The sequence below is a fragment of the Rhodococcus sp. AC861 genome, assembly GCF_979256035.1.
This window is the reverse complement of record NZ_CEEDMW010000004.1, coordinates 173,915-191,350: the sequence shown is the minus strand read 5'-3', so window position 1 is coordinate 191,350 and position 17,436 is coordinate 173,915. Positions and strand designations below refer to the sequence as shown.

17 protein-coding genes and 1 tRNA gene are annotated in these 17,436 nt (G+C 68.0%); 12 read left to right on the top strand and 6 right to left on the bottom strand.

From position 1 onward, the window contains the following. Positions 1 to 15 precede the first annotated feature (15 nt). The gene (locus AC0IX4_RS14360) at positions 16 to 1,500 is read right to left on the bottom strand and encodes an NAD-dependent succinate-semialdehyde dehydrogenase (RefSeq protein WP_471829543.1); all 1,485 of its coding nucleotides are present in this window, start codon (positions 1,498 to 1,500) and stop codon (positions 16 to 18) included. Positions 1,501 to 1,634: 134 nt separating this feature from the next. On the opposite strand from AC0IX4_RS14360, the gene pgi reads away from it, so the two are divergent. From pgi to AC0IX4_RS14340, 4 genes are all read left to right on the top strand, one after another. Continuing rightward, entirely contained in the window at positions 1,635 to 3,281 is a 1,647-nt protein-coding gene (gene pgi, locus AC0IX4_RS14355; RefSeq protein ID WP_471829542.1) for a glucose-6-phosphate isomerase, read from the top strand. 187 nt (positions 3,282 to 3,468) lie between these two features. Next, the gene (locus AC0IX4_RS14350; RefSeq protein ID WP_042575376.1) at positions 3,469 to 4,230 is read left to right on the top strand and encodes a crotonase/enoyl-CoA hydratase family protein; all 762 of its coding nucleotides are present in this window, start codon (positions 3,469 to 3,471) and stop codon (positions 4,228 to 4,230) included. After that, positions 4,227 to 5,498 (top strand): hypothetical protein, encoded by a 1,272-nt coding sequence (locus AC0IX4_RS14345; protein ID WP_471829540.1) that lies wholly within the window; start codon positions 4,227 to 4,229, stop codon positions 5,496 to 5,498. The genes AC0IX4_RS14350 and AC0IX4_RS14345 overlap by 4 nt, the downstream gene beginning before the upstream one ends. Positions 5,499 to 5,545: 47 nt before the next feature. Continuing rightward, positions 5,546 to 5,791, top strand: a complete 246-nt coding sequence (locus AC0IX4_RS14340; protein WP_042575377.1) for a DUF2630 family protein — start codon at positions 5,546 to 5,548, stop codon at positions 5,789 to 5,791. Between the two features lies 1 nt (position 5,792). Here AC0IX4_RS14340 and AC0IX4_RS14335 read toward each other — a convergent pair whose 3' ends face one another. After that, positions 5,793 to 6,545, bottom strand: a complete 753-nt coding sequence (locus AC0IX4_RS14335) for an SDR family oxidoreductase (protein ID WP_471829538.1) — start codon at positions 6,543 to 6,545, stop codon at positions 5,793 to 5,795. A 27-nt stretch (positions 6,546 to 6,572) separates the two neighbouring features. Here AC0IX4_RS14335 and AC0IX4_RS14330 point away from each other — a divergent pair, with 27 nt between their 5' ends. Next, on the top strand, positions 6,573 to 8,012 hold the full coding sequence (locus AC0IX4_RS14330) for a dihydrolipoyl dehydrogenase family protein (protein ID WP_471829536.1): 1,440 nt from the start codon (positions 6,573 to 6,575) through the stop codon (positions 8,010 to 8,012). Here the strand turns inward: AC0IX4_RS14330 and AC0IX4_RS14325 are convergent. Next, positions 8,009 to 8,587 carry a molybdenum cofactor biosysynthesis protein gene (locus AC0IX4_RS14325; RefSeq protein WP_471829534.1) on the bottom strand — a complete coding sequence of 193 codons (579 nt, stop codon included), beginning with the start codon at positions 8,585 to 8,587 and terminating at the stop codon, positions 8,009 to 8,011. The two genes, AC0IX4_RS14330 and AC0IX4_RS14325, sit on opposite strands and share 4 nt — an antisense overlap. A gap of 42 nt (positions 8,588 to 8,629) precedes the next feature. Here AC0IX4_RS14325 and AC0IX4_RS14320 point away from each other — a divergent pair, with 42 nt between their 5' ends. Further along, entirely contained in the window at positions 8,630 to 10,198 is a 1,569-nt protein-coding gene (locus AC0IX4_RS14320) for a carboxylesterase/lipase family protein (protein WP_042575351.1), read from the top strand. Here the strand turns inward: AC0IX4_RS14320 and AC0IX4_RS14315 are convergent, their stop codons facing one another. After that, positions 10,199 to 11,065: an Fpg/Nei family DNA glycosylase gene (locus AC0IX4_RS14315; protein ID WP_042575352.1), complete on the bottom strand. Its 867-nt coding sequence runs from the start codon at positions 11,063 to 11,065 to the stop codon at positions 10,199 to 10,201. Between the two features lie 20 nt (positions 11,066 to 11,085). After that, positions 11,086 to 11,832: a precorrin-6A synthase (deacetylating) gene (cobF, locus tag AC0IX4_RS14310; protein ID WP_471829532.1), complete on the bottom strand. Its 747-nt coding sequence runs from the start codon at positions 11,830 to 11,832 to the stop codon at positions 11,086 to 11,088. Positions 11,833 to 11,855: 23 nt separating this feature from the next. On the opposite strand from cobF, the gene AC0IX4_RS14305 reads away from it, so the two are divergent. The 3 genes from AC0IX4_RS14305 to AC0IX4_RS14295 are packed head-to-tail and all read left to right on the top strand — an operon-like array spanning position 11,856 to position 13,502. Then, a complete protein-coding gene (locus tag AC0IX4_RS14305; protein WP_471829531.1) occupies positions 11,856 to 12,653 on the top strand; it encodes a thymidylate synthase in 798 nt (265 codons plus the stop codon). Then, positions 12,650 to 13,132: a dihydrofolate reductase gene (locus AC0IX4_RS14300; RefSeq protein WP_471829530.1), complete on the top strand. Its 483-nt coding sequence runs from the start codon at positions 12,650 to 12,652 to the stop codon at positions 13,130 to 13,132. Before AC0IX4_RS14305 ends, AC0IX4_RS14300 begins: the two co-directional genes overlap by 4 nt. A gap of 43 nt (positions 13,133 to 13,175) precedes the next feature. Beyond that, a complete protein-coding gene (locus AC0IX4_RS14295; protein WP_042575356.1) occupies positions 13,176 to 13,502 on the top strand; it encodes a cupin domain-containing protein in 327 nt (108 codons plus the stop codon). A 3-nt stretch (positions 13,503 to 13,505) separates the two neighbouring features. On the opposite strand, the gene AC0IX4_RS14290 is transcribed toward AC0IX4_RS14295, so the two are convergent. Then, positions 13,506 to 14,459 (bottom strand): acyl-ACP desaturase, encoded by a 954-nt coding sequence (locus AC0IX4_RS14290; RefSeq protein ID WP_042575357.1) that lies wholly within the window; start codon positions 14,457 to 14,459, stop codon positions 13,506 to 13,508. Between the two features lie 329 nt (positions 14,460 to 14,788). Here AC0IX4_RS14290 and AC0IX4_RS14285 point away from each other — a divergent pair, with 329 nt between their 5' ends. The 3 genes from AC0IX4_RS14285 (at position 14,789) to AC0IX4_RS14275 (ending at position 17,087) form a co-directional block, all read left to right on the top strand. Further along, positions 14,789 to 16,036 carry a PucR family transcriptional regulator gene (locus AC0IX4_RS14285; RefSeq protein WP_471829528.1) on the top strand — a complete coding sequence of 416 codons (1,248 nt, stop codon included), beginning with the start codon at positions 14,789 to 14,791 and terminating at the stop codon, positions 16,034 to 16,036. Positions 16,037 to 16,089: 53 nt separating this feature from the next. Further along, a tRNA-Arg gene (locus tag AC0IX4_RS14280) sits at positions 16,090 to 16,162 on the top strand. A gap of 25 nt (positions 16,163 to 16,187) precedes the next feature. After that, a complete protein-coding gene (locus AC0IX4_RS14275; RefSeq protein WP_471829526.1) occupies positions 16,188 to 17,087 on the top strand; it encodes a DUF3089 domain-containing protein in 900 nt (299 codons plus the stop codon). Positions 17,088 to 17,436: the final 349 nt, after the last annotated feature.

Here is a 17,436-nt window from a genome sequence, read left to right as displayed (position 1 = left end):
CGGTTCCCGTGAGTGTCACTGCAGGGCGATGTACTTGGTCTCGAGGTATTCCTCGATCCCCTCGCTTCCGCCCTCTCTCCCGAATCCCGACGCCTTGATCCCACCGAAGGGTGCGGCGGCGTCGGAGATCACCCCGCGATTGACGCCCACCATTCCGGTCTCCAGCGACTCCGCCACGCGGAGCGCGCGGTCGAGGTCCCGAGTGAAGATGTAGGCAGCCAGGCCGAATTCCGTGTCGTTCGCCGCGTCGATGCCGTCCTGTTCCGTCTCGAATCCGCGCACCGCGAGAACCGGTCCGAACACTTCCTCGCTGAGAATGCGCGCGTCCGCCGGCAGGTCGCTGAGCACCGTCGCCGGGTAGAACCACCCCGGACCGTCCTCCGCCTGTCCACCGAGTGCCACGGTCGCGCCCTTCGATGCCGCGTCGTCCACCAGTTCGGCAACCGTGTCGCGCTGGTCCGAGTTGATCAACGGTCCCAGCTTGGTCGCGGGGTCGCTGCCTCGGCCGAGTGTCATGGTCTTCATCTTCTCCGTGACCTTGGCGACGAACTCGTCCTTCACCGAGTTCTGCACGTGGAAGCGGTTCGCCGCGGTGCAGGCCTCACCGCCGTTGCGCATCTTCGCCAACATGGCTCCCTCGACGGCCGCATCGATGTCGGCGTCGTCGAAGACGACGAACGGCGCGTTGCCACCGAGCTCCATGGACGTGCGCAGCAGATGCTTCGACGACTTCTCCACGAGCATCCGACCCACCTCGGTGGAGCCGGTGAACGTCAGTTTCCGCAGACGCGGGTCCTCGATCAGCGGCCCGGTCACGGCGCTGGACTTCGACGACGGCAGCACCGAGAGAACACCCTCGGGCAGTCCCGCCTCGGAGATCAGCTTGGCCAGATACAGCATGGTCAGTGGGGTTTCCGACGCCGGCTTCACCAGGATCGTGCATCCGGCCGCCAGTGCCGGGCCGATCTTGCGCGTGCCCATCGCGAGGGGGAAGTTCCACGGTGTGATCGCCAAGACCGGTCCGACGGGTTGCTTGGTCACCAGGATCCGCCCGTTGCCCGCCGGAGCCGGGGTGTACCGCCCGGCGATGCGCACCGCCTCCTCCGAGAACCACCGGAAGAATTCGCCGCCGTACTTCACCTCGGCCTGACTCTCCGCGAACGCCTTGCCCATCTCGAGGGTCATCAGCAACGCGATGTCGTCCGCGTTCTCGGTGATGGACTCGAACACCGCCCGCAGGATCTCCCCGCGCTGCCGTGCCGGCGTCGCCGCCCAGGACTTCTGCGCCGCGACGGCCTCGTCGAGTGCGCGGGCCGCGTCCGCGGGACTCGCGTCGGACACCTCGGTGAGCACCTCGCCCGTCGACGGGTCACGCACGGCGAACGTCGCCCCGTTCTCGGCGTCGACCTGTTTGCCACCGATCCACAACCTCGTGGGGACCGACGCGATCAGGTCCTTCTCCTTCGTGGTTCCGGCAGGCTGTTCGTTCGGCTGCGCCATGTGTGTCACCCTTTCGATCGCGGCGCGTCGCCCGATCGGGCCGACGTCGCTCCTGATGTGTGTCTACCCCGACCTCACCGGATCGTCACGCACACCCGCACGGCAGCATCGTCCAGCGATTAGTGTCGACAACCATGAGCGCCGACATCACACGCACCGAGGCCTGGGGCAAGCTCGAAGCCCATCACCGGACGGTGGCCGACCGTCACCTCCGTCAGTTCTTCGCCGACGACCCCTCGCGCGGAACCGAACTGACGGTGACGGCCGGTGACCTCTACATCGACTACAGCAAGCATCGAGTGGAGCGGGAGACGCTGGAGCTGCTGCTGGACCTGGCCCGCGCCGCGGATGTCACGGGCCGTCGTGACGCGATGTTCGCCGGAGAACACATCAACACGTCCGAGAACCGGGCGGTCCTGCACACCGCTCTGCGCCTGCCCGCGGACGCGACGCTCGAGGTCGACGGGCAGGACGTGGTGTCCGACGTCCACGAGGTCCTGGGGCGCATGGGCGACTTCACCGACCGCGTGCGGTCCGGCGAATGGACGGGCGCGACCGGTGAGAAGATCCGCACCGTCGTCAACATCGGCATCGGTGGTTCCGACCTCGGACCGGTGATGGTCTACCAGGCACTGCGCCACTACGCGGACGCCGGCATCTCGGCGAGGTTCGTCTCGAACGTCGACCCCGCCGACCTGACCGGCGCACTCGCCGACCTCGACCCGGCGTCGACGCTGTTCATCGTCGCGTCGAAGACCTTCGGCACCCTCGAGACCCTCACGAACGCCACTGCCGCACGCCGCTGGCTGACCGCCGCGCTGGGTGACGACGCGGTGGCCCAGCACTTCGTCGCGGTGTCGACCAATGCGGAGAAGGTGTCGAACTTCGGTATCGACACGGCCAACATGTTCGGGTTCTGGGACTGGGTGGGCGGCCGCTACTCGGTGGACTCGGCGATCGGCCTTTCGGTGATGATCACCGTCGGACGCGACGCGTTCGCCGACTTCCTCGCCGGTTTCCACCTGATCGATCAGCACTTCCGCGAGGCGCCTCTCGAGGCCAACGCGCCGGTGCTGCTGGGAACCCTGGGCGTCTGGTACTCGAGCTTCTTCGGCGCACAGTCGCGCGCGGTGTTGCCGTACTCGAACGATCTGAACAGGTTCGCGGCGTACCTGCAGCAGCTGACGATGGAGTCCAACGGCAAATCGGTGCGTGCCGACGGCTCCCCCGTCACGACGGCGACGGGTGAGATCTTCTGGGGCGAGCCGGGAACCAACGGCCAGCACGCCTTCTACCAACTGCTGCACCAGGGAACGCGCCTGGTGCCGGCGGACTTCATCGGGTTCGCCGAGCCGACGGACGATCTGCCCACCGCGGACGGCACCGGCAGCATGCACGACCTGTTGATGAGCAACTACTTCGCGCAGACGAAGGTGTTGGCCTTCGGCAAGACTGCCGAGGAGATCGCCGAGGAGGGTACGGACGCGGACATCGTGCCGCACAAGGTGATGCCCGGTAACAGGCCGTCCACGTCGATCCTCGTGCCGAAGCTCACGCCGTCGGTCGTGGGTCAGTTGATCGCCCTCTACGAGCACCAGGTGTTCGTCGAAGGTGTCGTCTTCGGGATCGACTCGTTCGACCAGTGGGGTGTCGAACTGGGGAAGACTCAGGCCCAGGAGCTGACGCCCGTGCTGACGGACGACGCCGGTCCCGGCGCGGATCTGGACTCGTCGACCGCCGCTCTGATCAGCTGGTACCGCGGCGAGCGCGGGCGGTCCTGACTCGAACGACAGCGAGACCGCGCCGGTCCGTCGGGTCGGGGGTCTGACGGACCGGCACGGTCTCACACACCATGTCGCCGCAACCCGTCCCGGCGTTACACACCGGGAAAACTTCCCCCGACGACGGCGCGAACATCGTGGTTCGGTGAACAACCACAACGGTGGCCGCGCGCGGTACGGTCGAACCATGAACGTTCGGATCGAACGCAGCGGTCCGGTGGTCACGGTGATCCTCCACCGACCCGAGGCGCGCAACGCCGTCGACGGCCCGACGGCAGCAGCGCTTGTCGAGGCATTCGAGGACTTCGACGCGGATCCGAGCGCGTCCGTGGCCGTGTTGTGGGGCGACGGCGGCACCTTCTGCGCCGGAGCCGATCTGAAGGCATTGGGCACCGAGCGGTCGAATGTCGCCACCGAGCACGGGGACGGTCCGATGGGCCCGACGCGGATGGAGCTGTCCAAGCCGGTCATCGCGGCCGTGTCCGGTCACGCCGTCGCCGGTGGCCTCGAACTCGCGCTGTGGTGCGACCTTCGAGTCGCGGACGACGACGCGGTGTTCGGGGTGTTCTGTCGCCGGTGGGGTGTGCCGCTCATCGACGGCGGGACCGTGCGGTTGCCACGCGCCGTGGGAAGTTCGCGGGCGATGGACATGATCCTGACCGGCCGAGCGGTGGACGCGCAGGAAGCCCTGTCGATGGGGTTGGCCAACCGGGTGGTGCCGTCGGGCACGTGCCGGGAGGCGGCCGAGGAACTCGCCGCGACACTGTCGACGTTCCCACAGGCCTGCATGCGCGGTGACCGACTCTCGGCCCTCGAGCAGGAAGGCCTCGAACACCGGGCCGCCATGGCCAACGAGTTCCGCCACGGTGCGGCATCGGTGGTCGAGGCGCTCGACGGAGCCCGCCAGTTCGCGGCCGGCGCAGGCCGTCACGGGGCGCCGCGCGAGTGACGAGGTTGTCCGTCGTCGACGAGATCTTCCTTCGCACCCACCGTGGTTTCGGCATTCCCGTTGCCATGCAGGGCATCTGGATCACCGAGGAACCCGTGAGCGAAGACGCCCTCGATCTGGTCGACCGCAGGTTGGCATCGGGTCCGCTGGGCCTGAGGATCGTCTCGCCGACGATTCCCGGTGCGCGCCGGCGATGGGTCCGGGCCACCGTACGCCCCGGAGTGACCTGGTCCGAGCGCACCGACGACCCGTTGTCGTGGGCGGACTCGTGCGCGGACATCCCACTCGATCCGGAGTACGGGCCGGGCTGGCGGCTGAGCGCGGCACCGTACGGATCCGGCACGGCCGTGTCGATCGTGTGCTCGCACGTCATCGCCGATGCGCGTGGACTGATCGACGCAGCGGCAGCAGCGGTGTCGGGCGCCGACTCGGACGTCGTCGAGGACGACCGGTCGAGCGATCTGGCCGATGCGGTCTCGACGGTGTCGACGGTCGTCGGGCGGACGACCCTCGCCCTGTCCGCGTTGGTGTACAGCCGTTCCCGGCGCACCGAGCTCCGCGGTTATCTGCGGGCATCCAGGACACCGACGACGACCACCGCCGCGCGCCCCGCGGCCTGGGAACAGGTGTCCGTCACGGCCGATGTCCCGGCAGCGCAGTGGGACCGAGTAGCCGCGGCCGGTCAGGGGACTCCGAACGTTCTGTTCCTGTCGGTGGTCGCGGCGATCGTAGCTGCGGTCCGGACACCGTGCGGGGCCGAGACCGTTCTGCTCGGAGTGCCGATGAAGGTACCGACCGGGGGCGCGAACGCCCTGTCGGTGACCGCGGTCCATATCGGTCCGGAGTCCTCCCTCGCCGACATCAGAGCACTCGCGAAGACGGCGTACCGAAGCCCGCTGACCGGGCCCGCAGGGTTCCCCGACGAGTTGCTGCACGTGATCCCCGAGCGTGCGGCCGCGGTCCTCGCCCCGTCGACGGGTCTTCGAGATGCGTTGTGCTCCAACATCGGACCGCTTCCCGACGCCGTCCGCACCATCGGCGGCCGCCGCGCGCTGCGCGTCGCCACACGCGCGATCCATCCGGGTCTGCGGCACGAGCAGGCCGCGGCGTCGCCGACCGTGCTCTCCGCATACCTGTGCCGAGTCGGCGAGGTGTACACCCTGTCCGTCGTCGTCACGGACCCCGCGGCCGCTCATACCCGGGACGAGATACGCGAGCAGATGACCGCCGCATTGTCGCGGCACTCGCTCGAACCCGACTTCTGGTGAGTACCGTGAAGATCTGCATCAGCACGACCGTCGAAGGGAACAGCGCGATGAGCGAGTCCGACATCTACGCACGTATCAAGTCCCTGGTGGACACGGAGCACGAGTTGCGCTCGCGCACCGAAGCCGGCGAGATCGATCCCAGCGAGGAACGCGCGCAACTCGATCAGCTCGAGAAGGCACTCGACCAGTGCTGGGATCTGCTGCGTCAGCGTCGCGCGAAGCGCGATGCGGGCCTGTCCCCCGACGACGCCGAGGCGCAGCCGGTGAACCAGGTCGAGAACTACCTCCAGTAGCTCAGACGAGGCGGTCGGTCAGTCTCCGCGGCAGGAAGCGCAGCACCATGTCGATGGCTTTCCACCTGGCGCCGGGGAGCGCCGATCGAGTCACTTCCTTCTCGATCGCCGACACCATCGCCGACACTCCGTCGTCGAGAGACGACATCAGCGAGCCGGTGTCCCCCGCGCGGGAGGACATGTCGGTGGCGACGTATCCGGGGAGCAGGGTGGTGACGGCGATGGGTGTGGGGCGCAGTTCGGCCGCCAGGGCTTCTCCCAGTGAGGACACCCCGGCTTTCGAGGCGGCGTACACCGCCTTGGACCCGGGTAGTCCGCGGCCCGCGCTGATCGAGGAGACCAGCACCAGGTGGCCGGCGTTCTGCTCCCGGAACACCGCCAGCGCCGCCTCGATCTGCGAGACCACGCCGACGAAGTTCGTGCGGGCCGTCTCGAGGTTGGCATCGGCGCGGCCCGTGCCCAGCTTGGCTCCCTTACCCAGACCGGCGTTGACGACGACGCGGTCGATGCCGCCGAGGTCCGCGCGGAGCGATGCGATGCCGTCCACCACCGACTCGTGGTCGGTCACGTCCATGGCTGCCACGGCCACCACGATGCCCGGGTTGGCGGCGACCAGTTCGGCGCGCAAGCTCTCCAACCTGTCCGTCCGGCGCGCGCACAACCCGACGTCGCGGCCCAGGGCGGCGAACCGGCGCGCCATCTCTTCGCCGAGACCGGAACTCGCTCCGGTGATCACGATCTTCTGTCTCCCCATTCCGCACACCCTAATCCCGGAGGAACAGTGACCCATCCGAACATCGACGAGTACGACGTCATCGTCATCGGGGGCGGTCCCGTCGGCGAGAACGCCGCGCAGTACGCCATCCAGGGAAGCGATCGCACAGCGGTGATCGTCGAGCACGAACTGGTCGGCGGGGAGTGTTCGTACTGGGCGTGCATGCCCAGCAAGGCGCTGCTGCTGCCGGGATCGGTCCTGAACCAGGCTCGGTCGATGCCGGGTGTCCGCGAACTCGTCGGCGATTCCTCACTCGACGTCGATGCCGTCCTCGCGCGACGGGAGAGCTACACCCACTCTCTGGACGACTCCTCGCAGGCGCACTGGGCCGAGACCGCCGGGATCGACGTCGTGCGTGGCCACGGCCGACTGTCCGGCGAGAAGCAGGTGAGCGTGGGCGACCGGACTCTGCGTGCCCGCCACGCGGTGGTCGTGGCGACGGGTACGACGGCGACCGTACCGCCCATTCCCGGGCTGCGCGAAGCCCTTCCGTGGACGTCTCGCGATGCGACCAATCTGCACGAGGTGCCGGAACGGATCATCGTCATCGGCGGCGGCGTCGTCGCGTGCGAGGCCACGACCTGGCTGCTCGCGCTCGGGGCCCAGGTGACCATGATCGTCCGCGGCACGTCCCTGCTCGCCGGGTCGGAGCCGTTCGCCGGCACCGCGGTCGCCGACGCCCTGACCGCCGCGGGCGCGCGCATCCTCTTCGAATCCCAGGTGTCCACGGTGTCGCGACCCGATGCGAGCGACACCGGATACGGCCGCATCCACGGGGGTCCGGCCTCGGTGACCGTCGGTGACGACACCCTCGAGGTGGACGAGATCCTGGTTGCCGCCGGTCGTCGTCCCGCGACGAGGGACCTGGGGCTGGACACCCTGCCGGACGGACCGACACCCGGTGAGTCCATCACCGTCGACGACCACCTGAGTGCGGTCGACGAATGGCTGTACGCCGTCGGCGACGTCAACGGACGCGCTCTGCTGACCCACATGGGCAAGTACCAGGGCCGCATCTGCGGCGACGTCATCGCGGCGCGCGCCGAGGGACGACCGTTGGACGGCACCCGGTTCCTCGCCCTCGCCGACCACGGTCAGGTGCCGCAGGTCGTGTTCACGACACCCGAGGTGGCGTCGGTCGGACTGACCGAGAAACAGGCACGAGACGCGAAGATCGCCGTTCGCGCCGTCGCGATGGACATCGCGGTCGCCGGCAGCTCGTTGCGTCAGGACGACTTCGACGGGCGCGCCTCGATGGTGCTCGACACGTCACGGAACGTGATCGTCGGATTCACCCTCGTCGGACAGGGTGTGTCGGAGCTACTGCACGCGGCCACCATCGCGGTGGTCGGGGCCGTCCCGCTCGACACCCTGTGGCACGCGGTCCCGTCGTATCCGACGATGAGCGAGGTGTGGCTGCGTCTGCTCGAGGCTGCCAGGGACTAGTCACGAATCGGTTGGGCACGCCGCACGGAGTCCGCGGCACGGGACGCGTCGAGAGGCACCGGTGAGATCACGACACCGGTGCCGACGCGCAGAGTCCCGGAACTGACCGGTTCGGTCCGCAGACCGCCGCGGCCGATCAGAGCCTTCCGCATACCGTCGACGACCATGCGGTCCATCCACGCGCACGGGTGGGCGGGCCGCCCGCCGCGCAGCAGCACCGGCCCGTCCCCGGTGTCGATGACGAACTCCTCGCCGCGGAGCGGGTCGAGTTCGAGACCCCGGACGACGACGTTGCGACGCGCGACCGAGATGTCCCCGTCCCACGGTTCACCGTCGGCGACCGCCTGGTGCAGCGCCGCGTCCCAGGCCTCGGCGGCGAGGAACGTGATCGCCGCCTCGGTGTGCGCCTTCACGCCGAAGAATCGGTCGCCCCGGATGCCCTTTCCGGTCACCACGTCGACGGACGACGGCATCCGCGTGGATACGTCGGCGGGGCCGTCCTTGCTACGACCGAAATATGCATGTGACGGCGACACGAGAAGCTGCACTATCTCGATGGGATAGGTGAAGGTCATTGTGCCGTCGAGGCTAATGGACCGTCCGTATAGTCCTTCCGCATGGGGCAGGGAGAACAGAACACCGATACCGAGATCACGACGTCCGACGGGCGGGTCCGCGGATTCGTTCGGCGGGGCATCGCGCAATGGCGGGGCATCCCGTACGCGCAGCCGCCGGTCGGGCCGTTGCGTCTGCGCGCGCCGCAGCCGCTGTCGCCGTGGGAAGGCGTCCGCGACGCCACCTCGTGGGGTGACGCCGCCGTCCAGGACACGGCGCGCTCCCCCATCGGACCGGTGCGCGGACAGGCCAGCAGCGAGGACTGCCTGACGCTGAACGTGTGCGCACCGGCCACACCGTCCGCGACTCCGCGCGCGGTCATGGTGTTCATCCACGGCGGCGCCTACACACTCGGGACGTCGGCGACGTCCATGTACTCGGGCACCTCCCTCGTGCGGCGTGGCGACATCGTCTACGTCTCGCTCAACTACCGGCTCGGAGCACTCGGATACCTGGACTTCCGTCAGTTCTCGACGCCGGAGCGGACGTTCGACAGCAACCTCGGCCTGCGGGACCAGATCGCGGCACTGCAGTGGGTCCAGCGCAACATCGCCGCGTTCGGCGGGGATCCCGACAACGTCACCATCTTCGGCGAGTCGGCCGGCGGTAACGCGGTCACCACGCTGACCTCGATTCCCGCGACGACGGGACTGTTCCACCGCGCCATCTCCCAGAGTTCGGCACCCGGCATGGTCGCGACGTCGGATCGGAGTGCGACGTGGGGCGCGGAGTTCGTCCGCCTCCTCGGCGCGACCCCGGCGACCGCCGCCGACACCCTGGCGACCGCCGACACCGGGGCACTGCTGAAAGCCGCGAAACGGTTGGGCGGCAAGGTCTTGCGAGAGACACCGGGGCTGATTCCGTTCGGACCGAGCGTCGACGGCGACCTGGTGCCCGAGGCACCGCTCGAGGCGTACCGCTCCGGCGCCGCGCAGGCCGTGCCGATGATCATCGGCAGCAACGAACACGAGGGCACCTTGTTCCCCAAGTGGCTCGACGCGCTGCCGACCGACGCCGCGCGCATCGACCGTCTGTTCGCGGACACCGACCCGTCGGCCAAGGACCGCATTCTCGCGCAGTACCCGGGATACCCGAAGGGCCTGTCCGCCATCGACTTCGGCGGGGACTTCACATTCTGGCGGCCGTCCCTCGAGATCGCGGACGCGCACACCGAGTACGCACCCACGTACGTCTACCGATACGACTACTCCCCGCGCCTGTTCGACCTGCTGAAGCTCTACGCCACGCACGGCTCGGAACTGTTCGCCGTCTTCGGTGTCTACCGCTCGCGGGTCGGCAAGTTCTTCTCCCTCCTGGGGGACCGAGGCGGCGCGGCCAGGGTCACGGACGAGGTTCAGCGCCAGTGGCTGGCCTTCGCCACAACCGGTGCGCCGGAGTCGGACTGGGGCCGGTACGAACTTCCGACCCGGGCGACGCGCATCTTCGACGCCACGACCCGTATGGAAAACGACCCGCTCGGCGCACGCCGCGCTGCCTGGGACGGGTACACCGGCTACGACGCCCCGTCGGCGGAGTCGTCGCAGGACTTCCGCACCGGCACGGAGCGGTAGCTACTTCACCAGGCGTGACAGCCGGCGGTCGGCAAGAATGCGGCCGCCGGTCTGACACGTCGGGCAGTACTGGAACGACCGATCGACGTACGACACCTCGCGCACCGTGTCGCCGCAGACGGGGCACGGCATGCCGGTGCGAGCATGCACCCGCATGCCGGACCGCTTCTCGCCCTTCAGACGTGCCGCATCCTGGCCCTCGGACCTGGCGACGGCGTCGAGAAGCACGGTGCGCATGGTGTTCCACAGCATGGTCACAGACTCAGGGGTGAGCGAGGCGGTGGTGGCGAACGGTGAGAGTTTCGCGGTGTGCAGGATCTCGTCGCTGTAGGCGTTGCCGATACCGGCGAGCAGCTGCTGGTCCACCAACGCTGTCTTGAGCCGAGAGCTCCTGCGCGAGAGTATCTCTGCGAATTCCGGCTCCGTCACGGCGAGCGCATCGGGGCCCAGACGGGCGATGCCGGGAACGTCCTGCGGGTCCCGCACGACCCACACCGCGAGCCGTTTGCGTGTGCCGGCCTCGGTGAGGTCGAACGCCGGCGTGAGTCCTTCGGGCGTGAACAGGTGGACACGGAGTGCGAGCGGACCTTTGCCCGGCTTCGGGGGTGCCGACGACGGTTTGTCGGCCCAGCGCAGCCATCCGCCGCGGGAGAGGTGAGTGATCAGCCAGAGCCCACCGGCTTCGATGCCGAGGTGCTTGCCGAATCGGGCGGCCGCGGTGATGTCCTTGCCCTGCATGTCCGTCACCGGCGGATCGAACGTTTTCAGCACACTCAGCGCGGCGACGTCGATACGTCCGATCACCGCTCCCAGCGCATGCTCACGCAGGAAGCCCGCGAGAGCCTCGACCTCGGGTAATTCCGGCACTCCTCGAGCCTAATCGGAAGTCACGGCCGATGGACGAGATAGGTGTCCATCACCCACCCGGCGCGTTCTCGGAGGGCCGCTCGTCGCTCCACGATCTCGTCGCTCACCTCGTCGACGGGGCCTGCCAGGATCACCTCGTCGGGCGTCCCCAGGTTCGCGCCCCACCAGACGTGCCAGCCGGGCAGAGACCGGAAGCTGCAGTCGGAGTCCAGCATGACCACGGCCGCGCCGACTCCGTCGGGAAGGCCGGACTCGCGCAGCTGGCGACCCGTGGTGGTCAGCACCGGCTCGCCGATCCTGTTCAACACGACGCGGTGTGCGGCGGCGAGCGCGGACGGGCTGGTCACGCCGGGAACGACGGACACCTCGAACGGCTCGTCCAGGACCGCGCGGACCCGTTCGACGACGCGCAGGGTGCTGTCGTAGAGCGACGGGTCGCCCCACACCAGCATCGCTCCCACCGAGTCGGCCGGCTCCGCCGCGATCAGGTCGGCCAGCATCCGCGCGCGCAGGTCGTGCCAGGTGTCCACCGCGCCGTCGTAGTCGGCGGGGGTGCGGTCTCGCGGCGGATCGGTGAACTCGACGATCCGATGCTCACGCGTGACGTGCTCGGCGAGAATACGGGTGCGGACGTCGACGAGTTCCTGCTTCTGCGCGCCCTTGTCGATGACGAAGAAGACGTCGACGGTGTTCATCACCTTGATCGCCGCGACGGTCACCTGGTCGGGATCACCCGCGCCGATACCGATCACGTGCATGGTCCTCATGTGGCTGAGCCTAAGGTGTAGCCATGGTCGCGACGCCCTACGAGGATCTGCTCCGCCGCGTGCTCGCGGAGGGCACCGCCAAATCCGACCGCACCGGCACGGGCACCACCAGCCTGTTCGGGCATCAGATGCGCTTCGATCTGTCCGAGGGATTTCCGCTGGTCACCACCAAGCGTGTGCACCTGAAATCGATCGTGCACGAGTTGCTGTGGTTCCTGCGCGGTGAGTCCAACGTGGCCTACCTCCGCGAGAACGGCGTGACCATCTGGGACGAGTGGGCGGACGACGAAGGCGACCTCGGCCCGGTCTACGGCGTGCAGTGGCGATCGTGGCCCACACCGTCGGGCGAGCATATCGATCAGATCTCGCAGGTGATGGACACCATCAGGCGCGATCCCGATTCGCGACGGATGATCGTCTCGGCGTGGAACGTCGCCGACATCCCGGACATGGCGCTCGCTCCGTGCCACGCCTTCTTCCAGTTCTACGTCGCCGACGGCAAACTCTCGTGCCAGTTGTACCAGCGCAGCGCCGACATGTTCCTCGGCGTGCCGTTCAACATCGCGAGCTACGCGCTGCTGACGCACATGGTGGCGGCGCAGACGGGTCTCGAGGTCGGCGACTTCGTGTGGACCGGCGGCGACTGCCACATCTACGACAATCACGTCGACCAGGTTCGTGAGCAGTTGACGCGAGAGGCGTTCCCCGCCCCCACACTGCGGCTCGCGCCGCGCGAGTCGATCTTCGACTACACCTTCGAGGACATCGAGATCGTCGACTACCAGCATCATCCGGCGATCAAGGCGCCCGTCGCCGTATGACCGTCGGCATGGTGTGGGCGCAGGCGCACGGCGGCGTCATCGGTAAGGACGGCACGATCCCGTGGCGTGTGCCCGAGGACATGGCGCACTTCCGCGAGGTCACGGGCACCGGTCGCGTCGTGATGGGACGGCGGACGTGGGATTCGCTTCCGGCCCGCTTCCGTCCCCTGCCGGGACGCGAGAACATCGTGCTGAGCCGGGACCCGTCATGGTCGGCCGACGGCGCCGTTCGCGTCGCCTCGGTGCAGGATGCCCTGCCGACGGACGGCTCCGACACATGGATCATCGGCGGTGCCGACGTGTATCGGCTGTTTCTCTCCGTCGCCGATGTCGTCGAGGTGACCGAGATCGACCTCGAGGTGGACGGCGGCGACACCCGCGCGCCGGAGGTTCCCCCCGAGTTCGTCCGGTCGGACGGAGCGTGGCAGATCAGCGAATCCACAGGAATCCGCTACCGATTCGTGACGTACACCCGCTGAATCACCCGCGCAGCACCGTCCTCGTGCCGGATAATCCAGCACCATGGACAAGAAATCGCTGACAGCTCTCGCCCGGCAACAGCTGAAGCTAGCGAAGACCGCGTCCAGCGGGCGCAGCTCGCACACCGTCTACGGCGGACACCAGCGAAGCCTGCGTCAGACCGTCGTGGGGCTGGCCGCCGGCAATTCCCTTGCCGAGCACGACCTCAACGGCGAGTCGACGGTGCTGGTCCTCAGCGGTCAGCTCCAGCTGGTCAGTGGTGACCGCAGCTGGAAGGGTTCCGCCGGTGACCTCCTGGTCGTCCCCGACGCCCGCCACAGTGTGGAGGCCGTCGAGGACGTCGCCTTTCTGCTCACCGTCGCGATGTGAGCCTCAGACGCTGAGGACCTCTCCGCGTTCACGCTCGCGGGCGAGTGCGCGGTCGCGGGACTCCTCGAAGCGAACGGCCTGCTTCTCGAGGTCCCCGAGGTAGTCGGCCACCAGTTCGCGCAGCTTTTCTCCCTCGGCGCCGAAGTCGGTGCGCTCGAAGATGTTCCACTTGCGCAGAATCGGCATGATGACCTCGTCCAGATGCTGACGCAGGTCGTAGATGCCGTACTTGGCGATCAGCACAGCATTGCGTCGGAAATCGGGTTGGTTCAGTCCCGGCATCTGGAAGTTCATGACGACGTCGGCGATGGCCTTCATCGTCTGATCCGGCGCCAGGTCGATCGCGGCCGAGCACATGTTCCGGTAGAAGATCATGTGCAGGTTCTCGTCCGCGGCGATACGCGCCAACAGCGCGTCGGCGATGGGGTCGTTGCAGGCCTTGCCGGTGTTGCGGTGCGACACACGTGTCGCCAGTTCCTGGAAGGTCACGTACGCGACGCCGTGCAGGAGGTTGGCCCCCTCCATCGGCGAGTCGATGCCGACCGTCATGTGTTCCATGCGGGCCTGCTCGAGCGCGACGGGGTCGACGCTGCGGGTGACGACGAGGTAGTCGCGCATCGCGATGCCGTGTCGGTTCTCCTCGGCGGTCCACCGGCCGACCCACGTTCCCCAGGCGCCGTCCATCGAGAAGTTCTCGGCGAGCCCGCGGTGGTAGGACGGCAGGTTGTCCTCGGTGAGGAGGTTGGTCACCATGGCGGCCTTGGCCACCTTGGACAGGGTGGACTGCTCCGGTGACCAGTCCTGGCCCCCGAGCATGGCGAAGTTCTTGCCGTCGCTCCACGGGATGTAATCGTGAGGATTCCACGGTTTCGCGAGGTCGAGGTGACGTTCGAGATTGGCTTCCGCTACCGGCTGCAGCTCGCGCAACAACTCGATCTGAGACAACGCCTGTGGCATGAGTTACCCCCGTGAACCTTGATGTTTCGTGACTATCGGACGCCCTGGCCGGACGTCGCTCACCGACGCTAGGACCGTCCGGCGAGCAGCGCCCCACCCTTGCGCCGATGTTGGGAACATTCGCAGGAGCCCCCCGAAGGCTCTGGATCCGATCACAGCAGTGTCCTGAATCGCGGCATGAAACTACACATATAAACTTTTATTGCCCTACAATCTGTACTCACGCCCCGTTTTGCGCGAGTGATGAGCCTCTCCAGCAGGTATGTGCGAGAGAAACCGACATACGTCACGATGTGGCCAACGGATCGCCGACCGGAAGGAACAAGCACGTGAGTGTCGAGAACACGCAGCCGTCCCAGGCTGCTGCGATGGAGAAGAGCACCAGCGGACTCATGGTGGCCGGGCGTCCCGCCGGGTCCGCACGAGACCTCGAGAACGTCGCACGACGGACCGTCGGGCCGGCGTCACGGGCATCTTCGCTGAGTGCCAGCCTACGGTCCGACGTCACCGAATTGACCGTCACCTGCCTGTCGATGGCGGTCGGTGTCGGAGGCGACTCCACCACGGCATCCGACGCCGACATCGCCGAGCTCGGCGGCCGTGCAGCACAGTGGGCGCGCGAGGGCGTGCCGCTCCGCGCTGTTCTCGGCGTCTACCACGAGGGCATCCAGATGGGCTGGGACCTGGTGTCCGAGCGCGCATCCAGTGGCGGGGCCGCGCACCTCACCAAGGTCGCCAAGGCCTTCGTCGGTCTGTCCGAGCGCATCTCGACAGCAGCGTCGTCCAGCTACGTCGACGAGCTGCAGGCGGTGGCCAGCGAGCACCACACCGCCGCGCACACCGTCGTCACCGCGCTTCTGAGTGGACACAACGCCCGGTCGGTGGCCCGGCAGTCCGGCATCGAACTCGCCGACTCCTTCACCGTGCTCGCCGTCTCCATCGCCGCTCACCCCGACGAGAGCAACCCGGCGCTCCCCCGCGCCGTCACCGCTCGCCGCAAGCTTCGTCGCGTGCAAGCCGAGCTCGCCATCGTGTGCGACCGATCCCCGCTGTCGATGCTGTCCGCCGAGGGCGGCACCATCCTCGTTCCCGGTGAGCGTGACGACGAATGGGTGGCCACCCTGGTCGAGCGGATGTCCGCCGCCGCCGAGACCGCCGTCACCGCCACCGTCGCCACCAGCTCGGTCAACGATGTTCCGTCCGCCTCCGACCAGGTGCACGAGCTTCTCGATCTCGCTCAGCAGCTGCGCCGCCCCGCCGGCGTCTACCGCATGACGGATCTGGTGCTCGAGTACCAGCTCACGCGTCCCGGCCCCGGCCGCGCCTACCTCTCGCGCGTCCTGATCCCGCTGGACAACTCGCCCGAGCTGCTCGAGACACTCGAGATCCACATCAACCACGATCTGAACCGCCAGCGGTCGGCGCGTCAGCTGCACCTCCACACCAACACCGTCGATTACCGCCTCAAGCGGATCGCGCACCTCACCGGCTTCGACCCCACCCGGCCGTCGGGAATGCGCCATCTGCAGGCCGCTCTGGTCGCCCGCAAGTTGGAAGCGATCTCGCCGAGCGCCTGACAGTCATGTGGACCCGGTAGAGTGCTGTGCGTCAGCCGGTACTCGCCGGGTCGGCCCTCGTAGCTCAGGGGATAGAGCAACCCTCTCCTAAAGGGTAGGTCGCAGGTTCGAATCCTGCCGAGGGCACCCTTCGCCGAATACAGTTCCCACCATGATGCGCGCCCTCCTCCTCGTCGCCGCCCTACTGGGCTCCCTCTTCGTGGCGGCAGGACCGGCCTCCGCCGCACCGTCCACCACGTGGCTGTGCCGCCCCGGTGCACCCACCGATCCGTGCGGCGGCGGAACCGACGCGCCCGTCGACTGCTTCTACGTCTATCCGACGGCGTCGCTGCAACCGGCGCAGTCCGCGAATCTCGATGCGTCGCCGGAACTCATCTTCGCCGCGGCTGCGCAGGCCCGACTCTTCGACTCCGTGTGCAACGTGTGGGCGCCGGTCTACCGGCAGGCCACCCTGCTCAGCTTGGCGACGGCGGACGGTCCGGCTCGCGATGCGGCGCTCGCCGCGGCATACGTCGACATCGATGCGGCCTGGACGGATTTCCTGGCGCAGCGCGACTCGAACCGCGGAATCGTGCTGCTCGGGCACTCCCAGGGATCGCGGATGCTGAAGAACCTCCTGCAGAACCGCATCGAGAACGACCCGGCGTCGCGGGCGATGCTGGTCTCCGCGATCATCCCGGGCGTCACACTGAGGCAGTCCGACTTCACCACCGTCGTTCCGTGCACGGACCCGAGCCAGACGGGATGCGTCGTCGCCTACTCCACGTTCTCGCGCACTCCCCCGGCCGATTCCCGGTACGGCGGCGACGATGTTCTCTGCACGAACCCGGCGTCGCTCGGCGCGAACGCCCGGACACCGGTTACCGGCCCGCTGCCGGGTCTCACCGCGCAGTGCGACGCCGACAACGTGCTGATGATCAAAGGTGGTTCCGCCGCAACACTTCCCACGTTGCCGAACGCGACATGGGGGCTGCATCTGCTCGACCTCACGATCCCCCAGCAGACGCTGGTCGATCTGGTGCGCACGCAAAGCGCGGCCTACGCGGGCTGACCCCGGCGGCCGGAGCGCACACGGGTTCTGTGAAGTGCACACCCGTTGCAGCCTGCGGTTGGGGGTGTGCGCTCACCAGAGGGGGTGTGCACATGCGACGCAGCGCGGCACACGACAGCACCGGCGTCGCGGCACGCCCACTGCAGCCAGCGGGTAAGGGTGTGCGCTCACCAGAACGGGTGTGCACACACGAACCAGCGCAGCACCGGCAGCCCTCGTGGCGAATTGGCAGGAGCGCACACCAATTCCGTGAAGTGCACACCCCCTACAGCCTGCGGATGAGGGTGCGCGCTCACCAGATGGGGTGTGCGCACGCCAACCAGCGCCGCACATGGCGGCACCGGCGTCG